This window comes from Rhizobacter sp. LjRoot28, assembly GCF_964253025.1.
In the GTDB taxonomy this organism is placed as follows: Bacteria; Pseudomonadota; Gammaproteobacteria; order Burkholderiales; family Burkholderiaceae_C; genus Rhizobacter.
This window is the reverse complement of sequence record NZ_CAXUQC020000001.1, coordinates 96526-119376: the sequence shown is the minus strand read 5'-3', so window position 1 is coordinate 119376 and position 22851 is coordinate 96526. Positions and strand designations below refer to the sequence as shown.

The window sequence follows — 22851 nt, the reverse complement described above, 5'->3', positions numbered from 1 at the left end:
CGGTCTGAGTGGTGCAGCGGGTCGCTCCAGCGGCACTCCCGTCAGACCCGCGCGAGCACGGGCTTGAGCGCAGCCCCGGTGTGGCTCTCCGGATCCGCTGCCAAGGCTTCGGGGACGCACTCCGCCACGATCGTGCCGCCGCGCACGCCGCCCTCGGGCCCCAGATCGATCACCCAGTCGGCCTCCGCAATGACGTCCAGGTCGTGCTCGATCACGACCACGCTGTGGCCGCCATCGACCAGGCGATGCAGCACGCGAATGAGCTTCTCGACGTCGGCCATGTGCAGGCCGACGGTCGGTTCGTCCAGCACGTAGAGCGTGTGCGGCGCCTTCTGCCCGCGGCGCCCGACGTCGTCGCGCACCTTGGTGAGTTCGCTGACGAGCTTGATGCGCTGCGCCTCGCCGCCACTCAAGGTGGGCGAGGGCTGGCCGAGCGTGAGGTAGCCGAGGCCCACGTCCTTCAGCAGGCGCAGCGGATGGGCGATGGACGGCATGCTGCCGAAGAATTCCACCGCCTCGTCCACCTCCAGGCGCAGCACGTCGCCGATGCTCCTGCCGCGCCAGGTGACGGCCAGGGTCTCGGCGTTGAAGCGCTGCCCGTGGCACACGTCGCAGGGTACCTTCACGTCCGGCAGGAAGCTCATCTCGATGGTGCGCATGCCCTGCCCCTCGCACGCCGGACAGCGCCCTTCGCCGGTGTTGAAGCTGAAGCGGTTGGGCGCATAGCCGCGGGCGCGTGACTCCAGGGTGTCCGCAAAGAGCTTGCGGATGGTGTCCCAGAAGCCGATGTAGGTGGCCGGGCAGGAGCGAGGCGTCTTGCCGATCGGCGTCTGGTCGACCTCCAGCACGCGGTCGATCTGCTGCCAGCCCTCGATGCCGTCGCACCCTTGCCAATGCGGCTTGCCGCCGCGCTGGTTGATGAACGTGAGGTTGGCCAGCAGCACGTCGCGCGCCAGCGTGGACTTGCCGGAGCCGCTCACGCCGGTGACGGCCACGAGCCGCTTGAGCGGCACGTCGACCGTCACCTGCTGCAGGTTGTGCAGCGACGCCGCGAGCACCGTGAGGCGTGGGGCGTCGTCCCTCAGGACCTCGCGCCGCACCTGGATCGGGTGCACCAGCGGATGCGCCAGCGAGCGGCCGGTCACCGAGTCAGGCTGACTGGAGATCTCGCTGACCGTGCCCTGAGCCACCAGCGTGCCGCCTCGCTTGCCGGCGCCCGGGCCGATGTCGATGATGTGGTCGGCACGGCGGATGGTGTCTTCATCGTGCTCCACGACCACCAGCGTGTTGCCCTTGTCGCCGAGCTTGTGCAGGGCATTGAGCAGGATCTGGTTGTCGCGCGGGTGCAGACCGATGGTCGGCTCGTCCAGCACGTAGCACACGCCCTGCAGGTTGCTGCCCAGCTGCGCGGCCAACCGGATGCGCTGGGCCTCCCCGCCGCTGAGCGTGGGGGCTGCGCGGTCGAGCGTGAGGTAGCCGAGGCCCACCTCCTCCAGGAATTCGAGCCGGCTCCGGATCTCCACCACCACGTCGCGGGCGATCTCGGCGTCCCGGCCGGTGAGGTCGAGCGCCTCCACCCACTTGCGGCAGTCCGCGACCGACCACTGCGCCACCCAGGCGATGGAATGGTCGGCGAACTTCACCGCGCGCGACGTCGGATTGAGCCGGGTGCCGCCGCAGTCGTCGCAGGGCTCGTCCACCAGGCCCTCGATCTCGGGCTCTTCCGACGGGAAGCTCTGCTCACGGCCCTTGGCGTCGTCGTCCCGCACCGAATCGTCGAATGCCTTGCGCTGCTCGCGGTCCAGCGCGAGCCCGGTGCCCACGCAGGTGCCGCACCAGCCGTGTTTGCTGTTGTAGCTGAACATGCGGGGATCGAGCTCCGGGTAGCTTGTGCCACACACCGGACAGGCCCGCTTGGTGGAAAACACCTTCACCTTGCCGATTTGCCGGGTGGGCGTGCCGGCCAGCATCGCGCCCCTGAGCGCATTGAGCGGCGAGAGCAGGTGCATGACCCCCTTGCCGATGTCGAGCGCACGCGCGAGCAGCGTTCGCAGTTCGCCCTCGTTGCCCGGCTCGACGAGCAGGTCGCCGACGGGCAGCTCGACCGTGTGTTCCTTGAAGCGATCCAGTTTGGGCCAGGGTTCGACGCGCACGAACTCGCCATCCACCCGCAGGTGGGTGTAGCCGCGGGCCTTGGCCCACTTCGCGAGGTCGGTGTAGAGGCCCTTGCGGTTGATGACGAGCGGCGCCAGCAGCCCGACATGCTGGCCGCGGTGGTCGCGCATCAGCTGTGCGGCGATGCTTTCCGCGCTTTGCGGCATCACCGGCGCGCCGTCGTTCACGCAATGCTGGATGCCGAGCTTCACGTACAGCAGGCGCAGGAAGTGCCACACCTCGGTGGTGGTGGCCACCGTACTCTTGCGTCCGCCGCGGCTCAGCCGCTGCTCGATGGCGACCGTGGGCGGGATGCCGTACACCGCATCGACCTCCGGTCGGCCGGCGGGCTGCACGATGCTGCGGGCGTAGGCGTTGAGCGACTCCAGGTAGCGCCGCTGGCCCTCGTTGAAGAGGATGTCGAAGGCGAGGGTCGACTTGCCCGACCCCGACACGCCCGTGACGACGCTGAACTTGCCACGCGGAATGTCGACGTCGAGCGACTTGAGGTTGTGCTCGCGCGCATTGACGATGCGGATCACCTCGGCCTGCTCGCGCGCGGCGCGGATCACCTGCTGCAGCGGGCGCCCCTCCTCCACCACGTGGCCGTTCAGGCCCATCTGGCGGTCGTAGTCGGCCAAGGCGCGACCGGTGTGCGAGCCGCCATGCTGCTTCACGTCGTCCGGCGTGCCGGTGCACACCACCAGGCCGCCGGCGTCGCCGCCTTCGGGGCCGAGGTCGATCAGCCAATCGGCGGCGCGGATGACGTCGAGGTTGTGCTCGATGACCACCAAAGAATGCCCGGCATCGAGCAGCTTGCGGAAGGCCCGCATCAGCTTGGCGATGTCGTCGAAGTGCAGGCCGGTGGTGGGCTCGTCGAACAAGAACAGCGTGCCCTTGCGGGCCACGGGTTGACGGCTGGCGGTCGCCCCCTGCGCGGCTTCGGCCAGGAAGCCGGCGAGCTTCAGGCGCTGCGCTTCGCCGCCGCTGAGCGTGGGCACCGGCTGGCCGAGCTTCACGTATTCCAGGCCCACATCGATGATGGGCTGCAGCACCCGCAGCACCTCACGATCGGCCGCGAACAGCTGCACCGCCTCGCTGACGGTGAGTTCCAGCACGTCGGCCACGTTGAGCTCGCGCACCACGTCGCCCGGCATGCGGCGGTCGATCCTGACCTCCAGCAGCTCGGCGCGAAAGCGCTTGCCGTCGCAGTCCGGGCAGCGCAGGTAGACGTCGCTCAGGAACTGCATCTCCACATGCTCGAAGCCCGAGCCGCCACAGGTGGGGCAGCGACCGTCGCCGGCATTAAAGCTGAACATGCCGGCCCCATAGCCGCGCTGCTGGGCGAGCGGCGCCTGCGCGAAGAGCTTGCGGATCTCGTCGAAGGCGCCGACGTAGCTGGCCGGGTTGGACCGCGCCGTCTTGCCGATGGGCGACTGGTCGACGAACACCGCATCGCCCAGCCAGTCCGCCCCGAGCAGTGCATCGTGCTCGCCCGGGGTTTCGGTGGCGCGGCCGAAGTGGCGCTGCAGGGCCGGGAACAGCACGTCCTGCATCAGGGTGCTCTTGCCTGAGCCCGACACGCCGGTGACGCACACCAGGTGCTGCAGCGGGAACTCGACCGTGACGTCCTTGAGGTTGTGGTCGCGCGCCCCTTGCAGGATGAGTTTCGGCGTGGCCTCGGTGACGAGGCGGCGGATGCCCATGCCGACCTGCTTGCGCGCGCCCAGGTAGGCGCCCGTCAGGGTGTCGGCCTCGCGGATCGCGGCGGGCGTGCCGTCGAACACGATGGAGCCGCCCCGCTCCCCGGGCCCGGGGCCCATGTCGATGAGGCGGTCGGCGGCCAGCATGACGGCCGGGTCATGCTCGACGACGACGAGGGTGTTGCCCGCATCGCGCAGGCGGTGCATCGCCTCCACGATGCGGTTCATGTCGCGCGGGTGCAGGCCGATGCTGGGCTCGTCCAGCACGAACATGGTGTTCACCAGCGAGGTGCCGAGCGCGGTGGTCAGGTTGATGCGCTGTACCTCGCCGCCGCTCAAGGTGCGGCTCTGGCGGTCGAGCGTCAGGTAGCCGATGCCCACGTCGCACAGGTACTTGAGCCGGGTGCGGATCTCGTCGAGCAGCAGCTTGAGCGCATCGTCCAGCAGCGAACTGGGCAGCACGATGTGCGCGAAGAAGCGGGCGATGCGATCGATGGGCACGAGCATCAGGTCGTGCACGGTGAGGCCGGGCAGCGCCTCCAGCTGCTCGCGCGACCAGTCCACGCCCTGGGGCATGAAGCGGCCGCTGGGCGGCAACGCGGCATCCGCATCGTCCTTGCCGCCGAGGCGCCACAGCAGGGACTCGGTCTTCAGGCGGGCGCCCGCGCAGGTCGGGCAGGTGGTGTAGCTGCGGTACTTCGACAACAGCACCCGGATGTGCATCTTGTAGGCCTTCGATTCGAGGTACTCGAAGAAGCGCTTGACGCCATACCACTGCTTGTTCCATTTGCCGCTCCACTGCGGGGAGCCGTTGATGACCCAGTCCTTTTGTGCATCGGTGAGCTGCGACCACGGCGTGTCGCGCGGGATGCCGGCTTCGCCGGCGTAGCGCATCAGGTCGTCCTGGTTCTCCTGCCAGGCAGGGGTCTGCAGGGTCTTGATCGCCCCGCCGCGAAGGGTCTTCTTCGGATCGGGCACGACCAAGCCCCAGTCGACGCCGATCACCCGGCCGAAGCCACGGCAGGTGTCGCAGGCCCCCATGGCCGAGTTGAAGGAGAAGAGCGCCGGCTGCGGCTCGCTGTAGCGCAGATCGCTGTCCGGGCAGTGCAAGCCGGTGGAGTAGCGCCAGAGCACCGGCTCGCCTTCGTCGGCGAGCACGTAGATGTTGACCCGCCCGCCACCGCGCTTCAGCCCGATCTCGAGCGCCTCGATGGCACGGGCCTTCTCGACGCCTTGCATGCGGAAGCGGTCGGCCACCACGTCGAGCAGCTTGCGCGGTCCGGTGGGCGAGGCGACCTCGCGCTCGGCCTGCACGCGGGTGAAGCCGCTGGCCGACAGCCACTGCGTCACTTCCTCGGCGGTGGTGTTGGCCGGCAACTCCACGGGGAAGGTGACGGCCAGGCGCGGGTCGCCCTCGGCCGTGCGGGCCATCAGTTCGGCGTAGATGGTCTCCGGCGAATCGTGCCGCACGCGCTGGGCGGTCTGCCGGTCGTACAGCTCGGCTGCGCGGGCGAACAGCAGCTTGAGGTGGTCGTTCAGCTCCGTCATCGTGCCCACGGTGCTGCGCGAGGTGCGCACCGGGTTGGTCTGGTCGATCGCGATGGCCGGGGGCACGCCATCCACCCGGTCGACCGCCGGGCGGTCCATGCGGTCGAGGAACTGGCGGGCGTAGGCGCTGAAGGTCTCCACGTAGCGCCGCTGCCCCTCGGCGTAGAGCGTGTCGAACACCAGGCTGGATTTGCCGGAGCCGCTCGGCCCCGTCACCACCGTTATCTCGCCCGTGCGGATGTCGAGGTCCAGGTTCTTGAGGTTGTGCTGGCGAGCGCCGCGGATGCGGATGAGGCCGGAGGACATGCAGGAGGACCAGGGTCGGAGGGAGGCGGACATTCTAGGAGCCGGCCCCCTGTCGTTCGGCTCGGCGGGACATTGCGGCGCCGTCCGGGCCGCCGGTACCCACGTCGGTGGCGGCCCGGCGCCGCGACGGGATAATCTCTCGCTGCCGATCGCTCAGGAACGCCATGACATCGACCTTCGACGACCTCCTGTCCGCCGGGCGCGACGACGCCGTGGCACTGTCCGCCCCCGGGCGCCGGCCCTTGACGCACGGCCAGTTGCGGGCGCTCGTGACCGACACGCGGGCCGGCCTCGCGCGCCTCGGGGTCGGGCGCGGCGACCGCGTGGCCATCGTGCTCGACAACGGCCCGGAAATGGCGGCCAGCTTCCTGGCCGTCGCCTCGACGGCCGCGAGCGCACCACTCAACCCGGCCTACCGGGCCGAGGAGTTCGAGTTCTACCTGACCGACTTGCGCGCCCGGCTGCTGATCGTGGCGCAGGGGAGCAAGTCGGCGGCGGTGGACGTCGCCCGGCGTCTGGCCATCCCCATCGCCGATCTGGTGGTGGCCCCCGATGCGCCCGCCGGGCAATTCACCCTGGAACCGCGCGAAGCCGACCGCCGGTTCGAGGCGCCGGCGCGTGCGGGGCCGGCCGAAGCCGACGACACCGCCATGGTGCTGCACACCTCGGGCACCACCTCACGACCGAAGATCGTGCCGCTGTCGGTGGCCAACCTCGCCGCTTCGGCCGCGCACATCCGCACCACCCTGCGGTTCACGCCAAGCGACATCGGACTCAACATCATGCCGCTGTTCCACATCCACGGCCTGGTGGCCGGGGTGCTGGCGCCCGTGTCCGCGGGCTCGCAGGTCTTCTGCACGCCGGGCTTCCATGCGCTGCGCTTCTTCGGCTGGATGGAGGAGGCGCGCCCCACCTGGTACACCGCCGTGCCCACCATGCACCAGGCCATCCTGGCACGGGCACGGACGCACGCCGACGTCATCGCGCGGCACCCGCTTCGCTTCCTGCGGTCGTCCTCCTCCTCCATGCCGCCGCAGGTGATCCGCGACCTGGAGGCCACCTTCGGCGCGCCGCTCATCGAGGCCTACGGCATGACGGAGGCCGCGCACCAGATGGCGTCCAACCCGCTGCCACCGGCGGTGCGCAAGCCGGGCACGGTAGGCATGGCGGCCGGTCCGGAGATGGCCATCATGGGCGCGGACGGTCGGCTGCTGGGCCCGGGCGAGGTGGGCGAGATCGTCATTCGCGGCCCGAATGTGACCGCCGGCTACGAAAGCAACGCGGCCGCCAACGCCGAGGCCTTCCAGGGCGGCTGGTTCCGCACCGGGGACGAGGGCGTGGCGGACGACGAGGGCTACCTGCGCATCACCGGGCGCCTGAAGGAAATCATCAATCGCGGCGGCGAGAAGATCAGCCCCCGCGAGGTGGACGAGATCCTGATGGACCATCCGGCCGTGGCGCAGGTCGTGTGCTTCGGCATGCCCCATCCCAAGCTGGGTGAAGAGGTGGCCGCCGTGGTGGTGCTGCGCGACGGCCACGCCGCGACGGAGCATGAATTGCAGGGCTTCGTCTCCCAGCACGCGGCCGATTTCAAGGTGCCCCGCAAGATCCTCTTCATGGACGAGATCCCGAAAGGGGCGACGGGCAAGCTGCAGCGCATCGGACTGGCCGCTCGACTCGGGCTGGCATCCTGAAGGCGGGCGCATGAAGATCGCCATCGTTGGAGCCGGCGCCATCGGCGGCTATCTGGGCGCGCGCCTCGCGCTGGCGGGTGAGGACGTCACCTTCATCGCACGCAACCGGAACCTGCAGGCCATTCGCAGCCAGGGCCTGCGGCTCATCACGCCCGACGGGCAGACCGCGGTGGCGAGCGGCGTGCGCGCCGTCGAACACATGGGCGAGGCCGGACCGCAGGACGCCGTGCTGCTCACCCTCAAGGCCCACCAGGTGGTCGACGTGCTGCCCGGGCTGAGAACCTTGTTCGGGCCCGACACGGCCGTGGTCACCATGACCAACGGCCTGCCGTGGTGGTACTTCCACCGCCTGGCCGGCCCGCACGAGGGCCGGCCGCTGGAAAGCGTGGACCCGGGCGGGCGCATCGCCGCCGCCATCGAGCCGGAACGCATCATCGGCAGCGTCGTCTACCCGGCCGCCACCCTGCTGGCGCCCGGCGTCGTGCAGGTGATCGAAGGCAACCGCTTCACGCTGGGCGAGCCCGATGGCAGCCGCAGTCCCCGGGTCGAGCGTCTGGCCGCCGCCCTGATGGCCGCCGGCTTCAAGGCGCCGGTCTCGCGCGACATCCGCAGCGAGATCTGGGTGAAGCTGTGGGGCAACCTCAGCTTCAATCCGATCAGTGCGCTGACCCATGCCACGCTGGAGGACATCTGCCGCTTCGGACCGACACGGGAACTGGCCGCGGCCATGATGCGCGAGGCGCAGGCGGTGGCGGAGCAGCTCGGCGTGGTGTTCAAGGTGACGCTCGATCAGCGCATTGCCGGCGCCGAGGCGGTGGGTGCCCACAAGACATCCATGCTGCAGGACGTCGAGCACGGCCGCGTGCTCGAACTGGAGGCCCTGGTCGGCAGCGTCGTGGAACTCGGGCGCATCACGGGCCTGCCGGTCCCTGCCATCACCGCCGTGCACGCACTGGCCCAGTTGCTGTCCCGCACGCTGATGGCACACCGCGGGCGGCTGCGCATCGAGGCAACGGATGCAGGCGCCTGAGTTCCGCCCCGCCGTGGGCCCCGGCCCCATCATCATCGGTCAGCTCCGCAGCGTGTTGACGGGCCCCGCCCGGGCGTACACCCGCCCGGGAAGCCGAAGCGGCATCGACAAGCACCCGCAGGCCGGCGCCGTCGCCGCCACGGCATCCGGCCTGCATGGCGACGAGCAGGGCGACCTGCGGGTTCACGGCGGGCCGGACAAGGCGATCCACGTCTACCCGTGGACGCACTACAGCGCCTGGCGGCACGCGCTGGCCGGCAACCGGACGGCCGAGTCGCGCCTGCAACGCCCGGGTGCCTTCGGCGAGAACTTCAGCGTCGAAGGTCATCCGCCGCTGGACGAAGCCACGGTCTGCATCGGTGACCGCTGGGCGATCGGGGAGGAGGCTGTCTTCGAGGTGAGCCAGGGCCGGCAACCCTGCTGGAAGCTCAACGACCGGTTCGATCAAGCTGACATGGCCGCCCGGGTTCAAGCCGGCGGCCGCACCGGCTGGTACCTGCGCGTGTCCACACCGGGCGCGGTGCGCGCCGGCGATGCGATCCGGCGCATCGAACGTCCCTGGCCCGGCTGGCCGCTCGCCCGATTGCTGGCGCTCATTGCGTCGCGCACCACCGACCCGCTACTGCTGCGCGAGGCGCTCTGCCTGCCCTTGCCGCCATCCTGGCAGACGCTGTTCACCCGGCGCCTGGCCTCCGGCGAGGCCGAGGCCTGGGCCCGGCGCATGGAAGGCCCGCCCGGCCTGGCCGAAGGCACGTGACCGTGGCGGCAATGGCGCGGGCGACGCGGCCTGCAAGCGCCACCCCGGCGGTCGCCGCCCCCTGAAGACTGGCGTCACGCGGGTGCACGGCCTTACGCCCGAAGCGGGCGATGTCCGACAGGCAAGGCCTGCGTCTCTCGGAAGAATGCATCTCACGGCAGTTCGCTGCCCGTCGACAACAAACTACCGAGGAGCTGACATGAACAAGTCCATCCTGATGATTTCCGCCCTGACTGCAGGCTGCCTGGGCCTGGCCGGCTGCGATGTGAACAAGACGCAGGAGGGTGACGTCACGGCGCCCAAGTACGAGAAGACCCAGGAAGGCAACGTCACGATGCCGAAGTACGAAGTGACGCCGCCGGACGTGAAGGTCGAGACCAAGGAAAAGACCATCACGGTCCCGGACATCGACGTGACGCCGGCAAAGGACAAGTGATCGGCCGTCGAGGCCGGCCCGGCCTGGCGCCGGGCGACATGGAAACACGTATCGCCGCAACGGGGCTGACCCGTTGCGGCGATCGCGGCCGTGCGGATTGCTCTCGTCACGGCGCCCTTTCTCCCTGAGCTGCTGCCAGTGTCGATCGGCCAATCGCCCCGAACAAGCTGTAAGGTTTGTCAGGGTGACAGGCGAAAGACCCTGTGATTGCGCGCGGTGTCGACGCGCCTGACCGGCCCGGCGCCTGCCGTTCAGCGCCGCTGGCTGCGGATCAGGGCCATCTGCGGGGAAGCGCCGGTGACGGCGCCATCGAACGGCACCTCCGTCGCCCCGACGCGCCGCAGGATGCGCGCCACGTAGGCGAGCGTTTCCGCATATGGCGGAATGCCACGGTAGCGGTTCACCGCGCCCTCGCCCGCGTTGTAGGCAGCGGCGACCAGCGCCACGTCGCCTTCGAAATAGGCCAGCAACCACCGCAGGTAGGACACGCCGCCCCGGATGTTGTCGGCGGCGTTGTAGGGCCGCCGGACGTTGAAGCGTGCGGCCGTCTCGGGAATGAGCTGCATCAGCCCCTGGGCATTCTTGGGCGACAGCGCCGCCACATTGAAATTCGACTCCGCTTCGATGATGGCCAGCACCAGCTCGGGCTGGACCTGCATGCGGCTCGCGGTGTCACGGGCCAGCTGCACGATGTGGGCCGGCGCATGTGCTGGCGGTGTGAACGTCGACGGGGCCGGTGGAACGCCGGGCCGGCGGCGGGCCACCGGAGGCGTGGCGGCGGGGGTCGGCCGCATGCACTCGGGCAGGTCGGCGCTCGGGCCGCCCACCGTGGCCAACATGCGGATGGCCTGCGGCAATCCCTGCTCGGCCGCCGCGTGGAAGAAGAAGGCCGCCGTGGCATCGTTGCGCGGCACGCCGCGCCCGTGGCTGTACATCCAGCCGAGGTTGTACTGCGACTCCGCATCGCCCATGCGGGCCGCCTTGCAGTAGAGCGCCGCCGCGCGCGCACCGTCGCGTGGCACGCCTTCCCCGTTCTCGTAGGCCGCGGCCTCATCGCGGATCAGGGTGGCCAGGAAGTTCTCGGCCGGCGGGCGGACGATGGGCACCGGGGCCGCCGCATCGTCGACGTCGGCAGGCTCGCCCGTCTGGATACCGGGGCTCCCCTCGGGCGCCACCGACGCAGCCGTCGGCGTGGCCGCGACGGCAGACGACAAGGCCAGGGCAAGCAACGCGCACCCGAACCGGGACAGCGCTGGGGGCGAGAGGCGAGGCGGCATGGGAACAGCGATTGAACGGCTTGAATCCGGGACTTTAGGCGGCAACGGATGGACTGACCAGACAAAGCCCCCGGGACCAGGGGGCTCGAGGCGCAGCCGCGGCGCGACAGGGCTCAGGCAGGCCCGGATCCCCTGCGGCCCAGATCACGTGCCGAAGCGTCCCCCCGCGGCTCAGGTGCCGTCAGGGCGCGCCGCAGGCCGGCCAGCAGATGCGCGCGGTCGACGGGCTTGATCCAGTACTCATAGGCGCCGAGGCTCATGGCCTTGATGATGTCCATCGAAAGGGTGTCCGCCGTGAGCAGCGCGACCTTGAGGCCGTTGGAGATTTCGATCATGAGTTCGCGCACGACCTCCAGCCCGCCGAAATCGGGCAGGTGCATGTCGAGCAGCACGAGGTCGGGTTTCTCGGAGCGGACCAGCCGCACGCCCTCGGCGCCGGTGATGGCCTTGATGAGAACGATGCCAGGTTGGTCGGCCAACTGCGCCTCCATCAGCACCTGGTTGATCTCCTGATCCTCGATGTAGAGCACCTTGCCTCTCAGGTCGGGCAGACCATCCTGGTTGTCGTGCATGCTGACGGCTCCATGACCTTCGCGACGCCGGGCGCCGACGGTTGACCCCGAGCATAGGGCCCGTCCATGTGGAGCGTCATGCCACCAGAGTGAACAGCAGGGTCATCCCTCGCGCCGTTCGACAGGGCAGAGCGGCTGGCGTATGCAAAATGGCGGTCATGAGCCTGAATGCCAACCTCTTCGTCGCCCTGCGCGACGCCTTCCCCGCCCAGCGCGACAGCACCGCCATCGAGACCACCGGCGAGACACCGCTTCACTACCGCTGGAGCGACCTGGATGCGGCCACCGCCCGCATTGCCAACCTGCTGGACTCGCTCGACCTGCCGGCCGGGAGCCGGATCGCCGCCCACGTCGACAAATCGGTCGAGGCGCTGATGCTCTACCTGGCCGTGCTGCGCGCCGGTTTCGTCTACCTGCCCCTGAATCCGGCCTACCAGGCCGGCGAGATGCGGCACTTCCTGTCCGATGCGGAGCCGGCCGTGGTGGTGTGCAGCCCGGCGAACTTCGGTTGGCTGAGCAAGCTGGCCTTCACCGGTGGCTGCACCCATGTGTTCACCCTCGGTACCGATCGCCGCGGCAGCCTGCTCGAACGCGCCACCTTCCACCCCGACACGCACGAGCCCGCGCGGCGGGAGGCATCCGACCTGGCCGTCATCCTGTACACCAGCGGCACCACCGGGCGCAGCAAGGGCGCCATGCTCACCCACGGCAACATGCTGAGCAACGCCCGCACCCTCAAGGCCTACTGGAACTGGCAACCCGGCGACGTGCTGGTGCACGCCCTGCCGATCTTCCACATCCACGGCCTGTTCGTTGCCTGCCACGGCGCGCTGCTCAACGGCAGCCGCATGATCTGGTTCGACCGCTTCGAAGCGCCGGCCGTCATCGCCCGTCTGCCGGACGCCACCGTCTTCATGGGCGTGCCGACCATGTACGTGCGCATGCTCGGCGAGCCCGGTCTGTCGGCCGAGCTGTGCCGGAGCATGCGGCTCTTCGTCTCCGGGTCAGCCCCACTGCTCAGCGACACCTTCACCGCCTGGCAGCAGCGCACCGGCCATACCATCCTCGAGCGCTATGGCATGAGCGAGACCGTCATGATCACGTCGAACCCGTACGACGCGGCGGATGGCAAACGCAAGGCAGGCACGGTCGGCCGGCCCTTGCCCGGCGTGGAGGTGCGGGTCGCGAGCCCGGACGCCGACAGCGGCAACGGCGGCATCGAGGTGCGAGGGCCGAACGTGTTCGCCGGCTACTGGCGCCTGCCCGAGAAGACGCGGGAGGAATTCACCGCCGACGGCTGGTTCCGCACCGGTGACGTCGGCCACCTCGACGCAGAAGGGTACTTGCACATCGTGGGCCGCGCCAAGGATCTCGTCATCAGCGGCGGCTTCAACGTCTACCCCGCGGAGGTGGAGTCCGTCATCGATGCGATGCCGGGCGTTCAGGAGAGCGCCGTGATCGGCGTGCCGCATCCGGACTTCGGCGAGGCGGTCGTGGCCGTGGTGGTGCCGCGCGCCGGCGTTGCGCTCGACGCGGAGGTGCTGACGCTGGCCGTGAAAGGCCAGCTCGCGAACTTCAAGGTGCCCAAGCGGGTGCTCGTCGTTCCCGACCTGCCCCGCAACGCGATGGGGAAGGTGCAGAAGAACCTGCTGCGTGAGCAGCACCAGGGGCTCTTCCAGCCCTGATGGGCCGGCTCGCCCCTGGGTGTCACATCACAGGGGGAACTGCAGGCCGACGGAGATCATGTCGCCCTTGGAGCCACCGATGTTCTCGAAGTCGGCGCGCAGGGCGGCCGCCGGCGAGAACTGCCACTTCAGGCCGACACCGACGCCCAGCTCGACATCGCTTGCCTTCGACGAGCCGAAGGGGCCTTCGTTCGTGCCACGGACGTAGTGAACGCCGGCCTTGGCGAACACCGACAGGTTGGTGGCCACGGGGAACGACGCCAGGGCGTTCGCGCCCAGGGTCCAGGCGGAGCGGTCGTAGGTGAAGGCGCCTGCCTGGTAGCTCTCGGTGCCGTAGTGGGCGAACTGGCCTTCCCAGCCGAAGATGTTGGTCAGCGAGCCGCCGCCGAACACGCGCAGGCCGGTGCCGAAGTCGGTGTCGGCGACGGCAGCGCCGAGATAGTGGGCGGTCGAGTTGACCTGCGCCTGGGCGCCGGTCATCGCGGCGCACAGGACGGCAGCGGCGCAAGCGGCGCGGATGGCGGTGCGGGTGGCGAAAGTACGTTGCATGGCTTGTTCTCCAGTGGTATCGAAATGAGGGCGGCCGCCTGCGAGGGGGCCGACAGCCGCGCAGCTTACAAGTGAAGTGCCCGGTGGCCGAGCGCGGGGGTCCCGAACTGGTGACAAGCCTTTGCGACGCGTTGGTTGTCCACCACTCGTCGTAAGCAGACGCGTCTGACGAAACGCGTCGCAACCTGTCGAAGCCCGGCAAAGCGCACGAAACGCCCAGGCGCAGCCGGGAGCGAATCGATTCAACGACCGACCGTTTTGGTCCGCCGATGTGCGATCGCACGCGCACGCTCTACAGCAGGTAACAACCTGCCACAGATGACGCCGCCACAAGCGGATGAAATCCTCTCAGGCCTCATGGGGAAGGCTCGCGCCACGGCGCCCACGAACAAGAGAGAGACCCACCACATGGACCCCGATTCGTTGCAGAGCTCGGCGCCGATGGTCGAGACACCGTCGCCCGCCACGGGTCTGGCCGGCATGGCCGGCATCATCGCTGCCGCGGCCGCCCTGGCCGCCTGCGGCGGCGGCATGCCCGGACCCACCGGTCCGACGGGCGTGGGCACGCAGGGCAACCTTCCCGGATCGGGCGGCGCCGAACCCGCCGCGGCCGAGACGCCCCCGTCCCAGGTGGACGCGGCCCGGTTCGTGTCGCAAGCGAGCTTCGGCCCGCGATCGCCCGATGACATCGAGGCCGTTCGCGCCGAGGGTTACGACCGCTGGCTGTGGAAGCAGTTCAACGCCCCGGCCCTGCTGCATTTCACCTACCTCGACTGGCGTCGCCTGTCCCACCCCGAGCAGCGCGTCACCGACGAGATGGCCTACGAGGCCATCTGGTTGCACTGGCTGAGCGGCGAAGACCAATTGCGCGCCCGCGTGGCCTTCGCGCTGAGCCAGATCCTTGTCGTGTCCAACAGCTCGGGGGCACTGCGCGCCTTCGGCATCGCCTCGTACATGGACCTGCTGAACCGCTACGCGTTCGGCAACTTCCGCGACCTGCTGCGCGAAGTCACCCTGCATCCGACCATGGGGTACTTCCTCAACATGATCGGCAGCGAGAAGGAGAACACGCAGCGGGGCATCCGGCCCAACGAGAACTACGCGCGCGAGATCCTGCAGCTGTTTTCCATCGGGCTCGTGCGCCTGAACATCGACGGCTCCATCGTGCGCGATGCCAACGGCGCGCCCGTACCCACCTACGACGAGGACGTGGTCAAGGGATTCGCCCAGGCCTTCACCGGCTGGTCGTCCGGCATGGGCCGCAACTTCCATGACATCGACGTGAACGTGGAAGCCAACTGGTTCACCCCGATGAAGTCGTACCCGGCGTACCACTCGACCGGCGACAAGCTGCTGCTCGACAGCTTCGTGCTGCCGGCGGGCGGCACCCCGGAGTCGGACCTCGAAGCCGCCATCGACAACGTCTTCAACCACCCGAACGTCGGTCCCTTCATCTGCCGCCAGCTCATCCAGCGGCTGGTGACGAGCAACCCCAGCCCGGCCTACATCAGCGCCGTGGCCAGCACCTTCAACAACAACGGCGCGGGTGTGCGGGGCGACCTGCGCGCCGTGGTGCGCGCCATCCTGCTGCACCCCGAGGCGCGCGACCCGGCCCTGGGCGCCAACGGCCGCTTCGGCAAGCAGCGTGAACCGGTGCTGCGCTTCGCGAACTTTCTGCGCGGCCTGGGCGCGCGCAGCGCCAACGGGCTCAACAGCGTGCATGAGCTCGACGGTTCCGACAACTCGCTCGGCCAGAGCCCGATGCTCGCCCCGACGGTGTTCAACTTCTTCAAGCCCGACTACACCCAGGCCGGTCCTATCATGACGCAGGGGCTCGTCGCCCCCGAGTTCCAGATCACCACCGAGACCACGCTCGTCGGCGGGCTGAACTTCTTCGCCCGCCTCATCAACAGCGAGGGCTTCGGCAACGGCGACGCCCGGTTGCGCATCGACTATGCCCCGCTGCAGGCGATGGCCGCGACGCCGGCGACGCTGGTGCAGCACCTGAACGTGATGTTCTTCAATGGCCAGATGAGCGACACCACGCGCGCCCGCATGACGGCCATGCTGGACGCCATTCCGGCCAACGACACCAAGCGGCGGGTCAAGGCCGCGCTCATCCTGACGTCGGCCTCGCCCGATCACGTGATCCAGACCTGAGGCCCGACCATGACCAAGAAGCACATCCACTGCCGGGACGCCTACCCGCTGAGCACGTCCGACCTGATGCCGCAGCTGCCCGACCCGGCACGCCGCCAGCTGCTGAAGATGATGGGCGCCACAGGCGCCATGGGAGCGGCCTCGAGCTTCCTCGCGCCGCTCACCGCCCTGGCCCAGACCACCTCCGGCCCCGACTACAAGGCGCTCGTCTGCCTGTTCATGTACGGCGGCAATGATGCCAACAACCTGATCGTGCCGCGTGACACCGCCGAGTACGGCCTGTACCGAACCGGTCGCAGCAACCTCGCGCTCCAGCAGAATGCGCTGCTGCCGCTGACCACCACGCCGGCCCCCGCGGGCTCGGTCGACCCGGCACGCTACGGCCTGCATCCGGCCATGACGGGGCTGGCCAACCTCTACACCCAGCAGAAGATGGCGGTGGTGGCGAACGTCGGGCCGCTGATCGCCCCCGTCACCAAGGCGCAGTGGAATGCGCGCTCGGTGCCGTTGCCGGCCGGCCTCTTCTCGCACTCCGACCAGCAGGACGCCTGGCAGAGCGCCATCTATGACACCGCCGGCCGCACGGGCTGGGGTGGTCGCCTGATGGAACGCATGGTGGCCGAGGGCAGCCCGAACCGCGGCTACGCCTGCATCTCGATGTCCGGCGGCAACCTCTGGGAGACGGGCGACAGCAGCATGCTGGCTTACAAGATGTCGTCCTCGGGCAGCTTCGGTTTCGACTTCTACAAGGCCGACAGCGCCACCGATCCCCTCACCATCGCCATCAAGCAAACCCTGGCCGACCAGCGCAGCCACCTCTTCCATCAGGCGTGGCTGACCACCATGGGCCGTTCCATCGAGATGCAGCAGGTGCTGTCGAACGCCCTGAAGTCGTCGACCGTCGGCACGGCCTTCCCGAACAGCGACCTGGGCCGCCAGCTCAACACCGTGGCCAAGCTCATCTCCGCCCGTGCGAGCCTGGGGCTGAGCCGCCAGGTGTTCTTCGTCTCGATCGGTGGCTTCGACACCCATGGCGACGACCAGATGCAGCAGCAGCAGCGCCTGTTCGGCGAAATCAGCCAGGCCGTCTCGGCCTTCTACCAGTCGACCGTGGACATGGGCGTGGCCAACGGCGTCACCCTCTTCTCCGCCTCCGACTTCGGCCGCACCTTCGCCTCGAACGGCCAGGGTTCCGACCACGGCTGGGGCAGCCACCAGTTCGTCGTGGGCGGCGCGGTCAAGGGCGGCCAGCTCGTGGGCACCTTGCCGAACCACACGCTGAACGGCCCGGACGACACCGGCAGCGGCCGCTGGATCCCGACCCTCTCGACCGACCAGATGTCCAGCGCGCTCGCGCGCTGGTTCGGGGCCGACAGCAGCGTGATCAACACGGTGCTGCCGCGTGCCGCCGCCTTCAACGCCCTCGACCTCATGGCCTGAGCGGCCTCCCTTGACCCTCGACCCAGGACCTTCCATGCCGCAACTGCACCATTCGCCGCTGGCCCTTGCAGCCGCCCTGACGCTCACCCTCGTGGCCGCACCGGCCTGGTCCCAGGCCACGGCCGGAAATCCGGTCAACGGCAAGGCACTCTTCGAGGACACCGGCCTCGCCTCCGGCAACAACACCATCGGCAGCTGCACGAACTGCCACAGCAGCGTGCAGGAGCGCCGGGCGAAGATCAGCGGGAACACCGCACTGTCACCCGCGATGTCGTACGAGACGACGATCAGCCGCCTGGGCGCGGCCATCGGCAACGTCGGCGGCATGGCGCAGTTCAAGGTGCTGTCCGGCGAGGACATCGCCGATCTGGCCGCCTATATCGCCGACACCCCGAAGGCGAGCGCCACGAGCCTGACTTTCACCGCCACCGCCGTGAACACGATGTCGGCCGCCCAGTCGGTTCGCATCACGGCCCCGGTGGCCGCCAACGGGGCGCTGCGCATCACCAGCATCGCCATCGCCGGCACCGGCGCTGCCAAGTTCACACGCACCTACAGCTGCGACAACAAGACCTTCGCCGCCGCGGAGTTCTGCGACATCGCCGTCACCTTCTCGCCGAACGACACGGCGGCCGCCAACCCCGTGCTGACCGTCACCATGAACGAGGGCGCGTCCACCACGCCCATCACCCGTCGGGTGACCCTGAACGGCTCGGTCACGGCCACCACCCCGACCCCCACGCCAACGCCAACGCCCACCCCGACGCCCCCCGCAAGCGGTGACGACTCCGGCGGTGGTGCCATCGGCTGGGGCTGGCTGCTGGCCATGGCCGCCGCCACGGTCGCGCTCGGCGGGCGCCGTCGCCGCGCCTGACCCGACCTGGGCAGACCCATGGAAGCGACGAGCCGCTGCCCCCGCTGCGGCGGCAGCTTTCGCTGCGAAGCGGCCGCCGGGCAGCCCGGCCCCTGCGACTGCTTCGCGGTGCGGGTGCCAGAGGCGGCCCGGCGGCTGCTGCGCGAGCGCTACGCGGTCTGCGTGTGCGTGCACTGCCTGCGCGAGCTCGCCGCCTACGCCGAACCGGATTCCTCGCCCACCGACCTCACGCCGCCTGCGGCTCCCGACAGGCACTGACGCGCGCCCTTCCCGGCTCGCCCCGCACCCGGGCGACCGTATCGCTCGGCGATTCGCCGAATACCGCGCGGTAGTTCGAGGCAAATCGCCCCAGGTGGTTGAAGCCCCAATGCAGCGCGATGTCCGTGACCGAACGGGTGTTGCGGGGATTCACCAACTCGGCATACACCCGGTTGAAGCGAGCCATCGTGAGCCAGCGTTTCGGCGGCATGCCGACCCCCTGGCGCATCGCGTGTTCGACCAGCCGCTCGGACGCTGCACACAGGCGACTCAAGGCAGCGGCGTCGATCTCGGCGCTCTGCGCTCCCAGGCGGGCCACTGACTCGACCGTTTCCATGATGCGACGCCGGGTTCGCGCCCCGCGAGGCTCGGGGGTCGCACGGCCGTCCGCCAGGGCTTCGGCCAGCGCGTCGAGCAGCGCCTGGTCGCAGGCCTGCACTTCGATGGCGTCGGGACCTTCCGCCGCAGCCACCTCGTGACCGCGCTCGATCTCGGCAGCCACATGATCGGCCAGCAGGTCGCCGGCTTCCAGCTGGGTGCAGCCGCTGGAGGGCAGGGCCACCTCTCGTCCGACGCGGCGCAGGGCATGCGCCTGCAGCACCTCCCGCCGCACGGTGACCGTGCGCCAGGCCGCGCCGTCGGTCGTGACATAGTCGATCGCGGCTCCTTCGGCGTACACCTGCAGCGCATCCGTCGGCAGCACCCGGCCACCGGTGAACACCTTGCCGCGCCGCGTCGGGGCCAGCGCAATGGTGAGCGCCCGCGGGTGCACCGTGCCCTGGGCATACACCGCACACCCATAGTCGGCTGCATCCACGGCCAGCAAGGGGCCGATGCGGTTTCGAACGCGGATTTCCACCTCGCCGACACCGAGCAGCCGGTGCTCGATGTGCGATTCGTGGACGACACCGAGCAAGGCTTCGGGGTCGAAACTCCGAAACGCCCGGTCTTTGTACAGACCTCCCATGGACACATCTCCCTGCGGTCACTGACCGTTGATGTTGCCGGGCGGGTGCCTGCGCGATGAAGCGCAGCCCGGTGACACATGGGATGACGGGCCCACCCTGGCGCGTAAAGCTTAGTCGAGGACGGCAGCCTTGTGCAGCATTTCAGCCACGGTCCCTGGGGGGTCTTCCATGCGGAATCAGGATAGTCGATGCCGAGGTGCGCCTCCTAGACTGGCCCTTCCAGGACAACCACGAGCCCCACATGTCCACAGACCTGCTTGCCCTCGATCCGGCCGTCAGCGATGACAGCTTCGTCGACGCCGCCCACCGCATCCACCACGCCGCCTTCCAGACCGACCGCCTCGACCCGGTGCGCCTGGCGGCGGCCACGCGCCTGCCCGTGAAGTCGAGCCGCCTGCTCGCCCCGCAGCCGCGCCAGTTGACGGTCCGCAGCTGCGACGACGGCAATCAGCTGGTGCACGTGGTCGAGGTCGATGCTGCCCTCTACATCGAGCTGGACCTGCCCACGGGGAGCCGCTACCGCGTGACGGCCGAGCGGCCCGAGGGCCTGATGGTCAACCACGAGCCGGCCGTCATCGGTGCAGTCGTCGACCTGCCCATGGGCGGGCCGCTGCGCATCGCGAGCCGCGGGCGCTTCGAGCTGGCCATCGTCACCCGTCATCCCACCCAGCACGCCGACGACAAGGCGCCGGCCGGCATGGTGCCGCTGTCCACCGACGGTGACGGCCCGCAGCAGGTGCGCCGGCTGCTCGACCAGGCCCGTCTGCTGTGGACGACCACGCCCTCGCCCGCCCGTCGCCCGGCATCCAGTTCGCATGTGCTGGACGTGGTGGAGCAGGTGCTCGGGCAACAGCCGTATGGCGTGTTGCACCCCTCGGATTTCGCAACGCCGGCCGGCATCTCCGTGCGTTCGCTCGAGCGGGCGATGCAGAAGGCCTACGGCATGGGACCCAAGCGCTGGATCACGGCCACGCGCCTGAACACCGCCCACCAGCACCTCAGCCGACCTGGCGCCGACGACCGCACCGTCGCGCAGATCGCCCGCCGCTGCGGGTTCCAGCATGCCGGGCGCTTCTCGCAGGCGTACCGCGCCCTGTTCGGCGACTACCCGCACGACGTGCTCGTCCCGTCGGCGCCTGGTGCCGGGTCCGAACGCAGCGCCTGACCGCGACCTCGGTCTGACGACCCGGGTGCCCTGCGCCCGAACCGGCGGCGCCACCCGGCGCCGCCCTGCCCGCTGAGGCGAGCCGCTCGGTCCCAAGGCCCAGCCACGCCCCACGTCCCATGTGGGGCCGGCCGTTGGTCAGCGCGATGCGATGCATCGGGCCGCGCCGCCAGTCCCTTCCGCCTCCCGCACCGCGCCGCACCGGCCAGCGACCCGCGTCGCGCCGTGTCCGTCAGCGTGAGCCCCATGAAAAAAGCCGGCGCCACCCGAAGGTCGCACCGGCTTTCAGGGCCGGGCACCGAAATGCCCGGCCGAGGATCACCCCATCGTCACTTGGGAGAAGAGGCCACTTCCGAGGCGGCGGGGCCGACCTCGACGCCATGCTTCTCGCCGCTGATGTCGACGTCACCGCCCTTGCTCAGGAGGAACATCGCGAGGGCAGCGAAGACGAGGAATCCCAGTACCAGTTTCCACATGCTGATCAGTCCTTGGCGTAGATGTCGATGTCCTTCGTCTCCTTGACGAAGAGCATGCCGACCACGAAGGTGATCGACGCGAAGATGATCGGGTACCAGAGGCCGTTGTACATGTTGCCGGTCTGGGCCACGATCGCGAGACCGGTCGCCGGCAGCAGGCCGCCGAACCAGCCGTTGCCGATGTGGTACGGCAGGCTCATGGAGGTGTAGCGAATGCGCGTCGGGAACATCTCGACCAGCATCGCGGCGATCGGCCCGTACACCATGGTCACGTAGATCACGAGCAGGGTGAGGATGGCCACGATCAGCGGCTTGTTCATCTTCGCGGGGTCGGCCTTGGCCGGGTAGCCCTGGGCACGAAGCTCGTCGATGACCGCCTTCTTGAAGGCCGCGTCCTTGGCCTTGGCCTCGTCAGCCGGCAGCCCTTGCGCGCTGTACGACTCGATCTCCTTGTCGCCGATCTTGATCTTGGCGGTGCCGGTGCCCGGCAGGTTGTCGTAGCTCACCGAGTTGGCGGCCAGCAGCTGCTTGGCCACGTCACAGGAGCTGGTGAACTTCACGACGCCCGTCGGGTTGAACTGGAACGAGCACTCCTTCGGGTCGGCAACGACCGACACGCGGGACGCGGCCTGGGCCTTGGCGAGGTCCGGGTTGGCGGCTTCGGTCAGGGCGCGGAACAGCGGGAAGTAGGTGAGTGCCGCGATCAGGCAACCGGCCATGATGATGGGCTTGCGGCCGATCTTGTCCGACAGCACACCGAACACGATGAAGAACGGCGTGCCGATGAGCAGCGCGATGGCGATCAGGATGTTGGCGGTGGCGCCGTCGACCTTCAGCGGTCCGGTCAGGAAGAACAGGGCATAGAACTGGCCGGTGTACCAGACGACGGCCTGGCCCATGGTGAGGCCGACGAGGGCCAGGATCACGATCTTCAGGTTCTTCCATTGGCCGAAGGATTCGGTCAGCGGGGCCTTGGAGGTCTTGCCCTCTTCCTTCATCTTCTTGAAGGCGGGCGACTCGTTCATGGACAGGCGGATCCAGACGCTGATGGCCAGCAGCAGGATGGAAACCAGGAAGGGAATGCGCCAGCCCCAGTCGGCGAAGGCTTCCTCGCCGATCAGCGTACGCGTGCCCAGGATGACGATCAGCGACAGGAACAGGCCCAGCGTCGCCGTGGTCTGGATCCAGGACGTGAACGCGCCCCGCTTGCCGTGCGGCGCATGCTCGGCCACGTACGTGGCGGCGCCACCGTACTCACCGCCGAGGGCCAGACCCTGCAGCATGCGCAGGCCGATCAGGATGACCGGGGCGGCCACGCCGATGGAGGCATAGGTGGGGAGAATGCCGACGATGAAGGTCGACAGGCCCATGATCAGGATGGTGACCAGGAAGGTGTACTTCCGGCCGATCATGTCGCCGAGGCGCCCGAACACCAGTGCGCCGAAGGGACGTACGATGAAGCCGGCCGCGAAGGCGAGCAACGAGAAGATCACCTGCGACGCGGGGTCGAGGTTGGAGAAGAACTGTTTGCCGATGATGACGGCGAGGGTGCCGTACAGGTAGAAGTCGTACCACTCGAAAACCGTGCCGAGACTGGAGGCGAAGATGACCTTCTTCTCCTCCGGAGTCATCGGCGTGTTTGCCGCAGTTGCCATGATGTCAAGCTCCAAGTTCTTTGCTGTGGGCCACCACCCGTCAAGGGGGCTGGGGGCATCTTCAGCGGGGGTCCTGACGGCGTTCTGACGGCAACCTGACCGTTGGCTGACAAACCCCGGAGCAACCCTTGGCACCGGTTTCTC

Annotated in this window: 17 protein-coding genes; 10 read left to right on the top strand and 7 right to left on the bottom strand. The window is 69.1% G+C overall.

All coding sequences use genetic code 11. From position 1 onward, the window contains the following. Window positions 1-41 precede the first annotated feature (41 nt). Window positions 42-5711, bottom strand: a complete 5670-nt coding sequence (gene uvrA, locus ACSQ2F_RS00560) for an excinuclease ABC subunit UvrA (RefSeq protein ID WP_436018703.1) — start codon at window positions 5709-5711, stop codon at window positions 42-44. 164 nt (window positions 5712-5875) lie between these two features. Here uvrA and ACSQ2F_RS00555 point away from each other — a divergent pair, with 164 nt between their 5' ends. The 4 genes from ACSQ2F_RS00555 to ACSQ2F_RS00540 all read left to right on the top strand — a co-directional run bounded on the left by ACSQ2F_RS00555 (window position 5876) and on the right by ACSQ2F_RS00540 (window position 9628). Beyond that, a complete protein-coding gene (locus ACSQ2F_RS00555) occupies window positions 5876-7405 on the top strand; it encodes an acyl--CoA ligase (RefSeq protein WP_436018701.1) in 1530 nt (509 codons plus the stop codon). 10 nt (window positions 7406-7415) lie between these two features. Then, the gene (locus ACSQ2F_RS00550) at window positions 7416-8435 is read left to right on the top strand and encodes a 2-dehydropantoate 2-reductase (protein WP_436018699.1); all 1020 of its coding nucleotides are present in this window, start codon (window positions 7416-7418) and stop codon (window positions 8433-8435) included. Further along, the gene (locus tag ACSQ2F_RS00545; RefSeq protein WP_436018697.1) at window positions 8422-9192 is read left to right on the top strand and encodes an MOSC domain-containing protein; all 771 of its coding nucleotides are present in this window, start codon (window positions 8422-8424) and stop codon (window positions 9190-9192) included. The genes ACSQ2F_RS00550 and ACSQ2F_RS00545 overlap by 14 nt, the downstream gene beginning before the upstream one ends. 199 nt (window positions 9193-9391) lie before the next feature. Beyond that, window positions 9392-9628, top strand: coding sequence for a hypothetical protein (locus ACSQ2F_RS00540; RefSeq protein WP_436018695.1), 237 nt, complete (start codon window positions 9392-9394; stop codon window positions 9626-9628). A gap of 251 nt (window positions 9629-9879) precedes the next feature. Here the strand turns inward: ACSQ2F_RS00540 and ACSQ2F_RS00535 are convergent, their stop codons facing one another. After that, complete coding sequence (locus ACSQ2F_RS00535; protein WP_436018693.1) at window positions 9880-10905, bottom strand: transglycosylase SLT domain-containing protein; 1026 nt, start codon at window positions 10903-10905, stop codon at window positions 9880-9882. Window positions 10906-11018: 113 nt separating this feature from the next. Beyond that, window positions 11019-11477 carry a response regulator gene (locus tag ACSQ2F_RS00530; RefSeq protein WP_436018691.1) on the bottom strand — a complete coding sequence of 153 codons (459 nt, stop codon included), beginning with the start codon at window positions 11475-11477 and terminating at the stop codon, window positions 11019-11021. A 158-nt stretch (window positions 11478-11635) separates the two neighbouring features. Here ACSQ2F_RS00530 and ACSQ2F_RS00525 point away from each other — a divergent pair, with 158 nt between their 5' ends. Continuing rightward, the gene (locus ACSQ2F_RS00525; RefSeq protein WP_436018689.1) at window positions 11636-13162 is read left to right on the top strand and encodes a malonate--CoA ligase; all 1527 of its coding nucleotides are present in this window, start codon (window positions 11636-11638) and stop codon (window positions 13160-13162) included. A gap of 27 nt (window positions 13163-13189) precedes the next feature. On the opposite strand, the gene ACSQ2F_RS00520 is transcribed toward ACSQ2F_RS00525, so the two are convergent. After that, the gene (locus ACSQ2F_RS00520) at window positions 13190-13711 is read right to left on the bottom strand and encodes a porin family protein (protein ID WP_436018687.1); all 522 of its coding nucleotides are present in this window, start codon (window positions 13709-13711) and stop codon (window positions 13190-13192) included. Window positions 13712-14119: 408 nt separating this feature from the next. Between ACSQ2F_RS00520 and ACSQ2F_RS00515 the strand changes: the two genes are divergently transcribed. Genes ACSQ2F_RS00515 through ACSQ2F_RS00500 form a run of 4 tightly spaced genes read left to right on the top strand, consistent with a single transcriptional unit; the run spans window position 14120 to window position 18443 of the window. Further along, window positions 14120-15871 carry a DUF1800 domain-containing protein gene (locus tag ACSQ2F_RS00515; RefSeq protein ID WP_436018685.1) on the top strand — a complete coding sequence of 584 codons (1752 nt, stop codon included), beginning with the start codon at window positions 14120-14122 and terminating at the stop codon, window positions 15869-15871. Between the two features lie 9 nt (window positions 15872-15880). Next, complete coding sequence (locus tag ACSQ2F_RS00510) at window positions 15881-17311, top strand: DUF1501 domain-containing protein (RefSeq protein ID WP_436018683.1); 1431 nt, start codon at window positions 15881-15883, stop codon at window positions 17309-17311. A gap of 34 nt (window positions 17312-17345) precedes the next feature. Beyond that, on the top strand, window positions 17346-18185 hold the full coding sequence (locus ACSQ2F_RS00505) for a hypothetical protein (RefSeq protein ID WP_436018681.1): 840 nt from the start codon (window positions 17346-17348) through the stop codon (window positions 18183-18185). 18 nt (window positions 18186-18203) lie between these two features. Continuing rightward, window positions 18204-18443 (top strand): cysteine-rich CWC family protein, encoded by a 240-nt coding sequence (locus ACSQ2F_RS00500; protein WP_436018679.1) that lies wholly within the window; start codon window positions 18204-18206, stop codon window positions 18441-18443. On the opposite strand, the gene ACSQ2F_RS00495 is transcribed toward ACSQ2F_RS00500, so the two are convergent. Beyond that, window positions 18412-19410, bottom strand: a complete 999-nt coding sequence (locus ACSQ2F_RS00495; protein WP_436018677.1) for a helix-turn-helix transcriptional regulator — start codon at window positions 19408-19410, stop codon at window positions 18412-18414. The genes ACSQ2F_RS00500 and ACSQ2F_RS00495 overlap by 32 nt on opposite strands. A 242-nt stretch (window positions 19411-19652) precedes the next feature. On the opposite strand from ACSQ2F_RS00495, the gene ACSQ2F_RS00490 reads away from it, so the two are divergent. Next, on the top strand, window positions 19653-20576 hold the full coding sequence (locus ACSQ2F_RS00490) for a helix-turn-helix transcriptional regulator (protein ID WP_436018675.1): 924 nt from the start codon (window positions 19653-19655) through the stop codon (window positions 20574-20576). Window positions 20577-20905: 329 nt separating this feature from the next. Here ACSQ2F_RS00490 and ACSQ2F_RS00485 read toward each other — a convergent pair whose 3' ends face one another. Further along, window positions 20906-21052 carry a hypothetical protein gene (locus ACSQ2F_RS00485; protein WP_436018673.1) on the bottom strand — a complete coding sequence of 49 codons (147 nt, stop codon included), beginning with the start codon at window positions 21050-21052 and terminating at the stop codon, window positions 20906-20908. A 5-nt stretch (window positions 21053-21057) separates the two neighbouring features. Then, window positions 21058-22707, bottom strand: a complete 1650-nt coding sequence (locus tag ACSQ2F_RS00480) for an MFS transporter (protein WP_436018671.1) — start codon at window positions 22705-22707, stop codon at window positions 21058-21060. Between the last annotated feature and the right edge of the window lie 144 nt (window positions 22708-22851).

Excerpts from the sequence above, each read along its gene's own strand:
- ACSQ2F_RS00515 (WP_436018685.1), top strand. The coding sequence starts at position 14,120 with ATGGACCCCGATTCGTTGCAGAGCTCGGCGCCGATGGTCGAGACACCG.
- ACSQ2F_RS00510 (WP_436018683.1), top strand. The coding sequence starts at position 15,881 with ATGACCAAGAAGCACATCCACTGCCGGGACGCCTACCCGCTGAGCACG.
- ACSQ2F_RS00555 (WP_436018701.1), top strand. The coding sequence starts at position 5,876 with ATGACATCGACCTTCGACGACCTCCTGTCCGCCGGGCGCGACGACGCC.
- ACSQ2F_RS00495 (WP_436018677.1), bottom strand. The coding sequence starts at position 19,410 with ATGGGAGGTCTGTACAAAGACCGGGCGTTTCGGAGTTTCGACCCCGAA.
- ACSQ2F_RS00520 (WP_436018687.1), bottom strand. The coding sequence starts at position 13,711 with ATGCAACGTACTTTCGCCACCCGCACCGCCATCCGCGCCGCTTGCGCC.
- ACSQ2F_RS00490 (WP_436018675.1), top strand. The coding sequence starts at position 19,653 with ATGTCCACAGACCTGCTTGCCCTCGATCCGGCCGTCAGCGATGACAGC.
- ACSQ2F_RS00550 (WP_436018699.1), top strand. The coding sequence starts at position 7,416 with ATGAAGATCGCCATCGTTGGAGCCGGCGCCATCGGCGGCTATCTGGGC.
- ACSQ2F_RS00525 (WP_436018689.1), top strand. The coding sequence starts at position 11,636 with ATGAGCCTGAATGCCAACCTCTTCGTCGCCCTGCGCGACGCCTTCCCC.
- ACSQ2F_RS00505 (WP_436018681.1), top strand. The coding sequence starts at position 17,346 with ATGCCGCAACTGCACCATTCGCCGCTGGCCCTTGCAGCCGCCCTGACG.
- ACSQ2F_RS00535 (WP_436018693.1), bottom strand. The coding sequence starts at position 10,905 with ATGCCGCCTCGCCTCTCGCCCCCAGCGCTGTCCCGGTTCGGGTGCGCG.
- ACSQ2F_RS00485 (WP_436018673.1), bottom strand. The coding sequence starts at position 21,052 with ATGTGGAAACTGGTACTGGGATTCCTCGTCTTCGCTGCCCTCGCGATG.
- ACSQ2F_RS00545 (WP_436018697.1), top strand. The coding sequence starts at position 8,422 with ATGCAGGCGCCTGAGTTCCGCCCCGCCGTGGGCCCCGGCCCCATCATC.
- ACSQ2F_RS00480 (WP_436018671.1), bottom strand. The coding sequence starts at position 22,707 with ATGGCAACTGCGGCAAACACGCCGATGACTCCGGAGGAGAAGAAGGTC.
- ACSQ2F_RS00500 (WP_436018679.1), top strand. The coding sequence starts at position 18,204 with ATGGAAGCGACGAGCCGCTGCCCCCGCTGCGGCGGCAGCTTTCGCTGC.
- uvrA (WP_436018703.1), bottom strand. The coding sequence starts at position 5,711 with ATGTCCTCCGGCCTCATCCGCATCCGCGGCGCTCGCCAGCACAACCTC.
- ACSQ2F_RS00530 (WP_436018691.1), bottom strand. The coding sequence starts at position 11,477 with ATGCACGACAACCAGGATGGTCTGCCCGACCTGAGAGGCAAGGTGCTC.
- ACSQ2F_RS00540 (WP_436018695.1), top strand. The coding sequence starts at position 9,392 with ATGAACAAGTCCATCCTGATGATTTCCGCCCTGACTGCAGGCTGCCTG.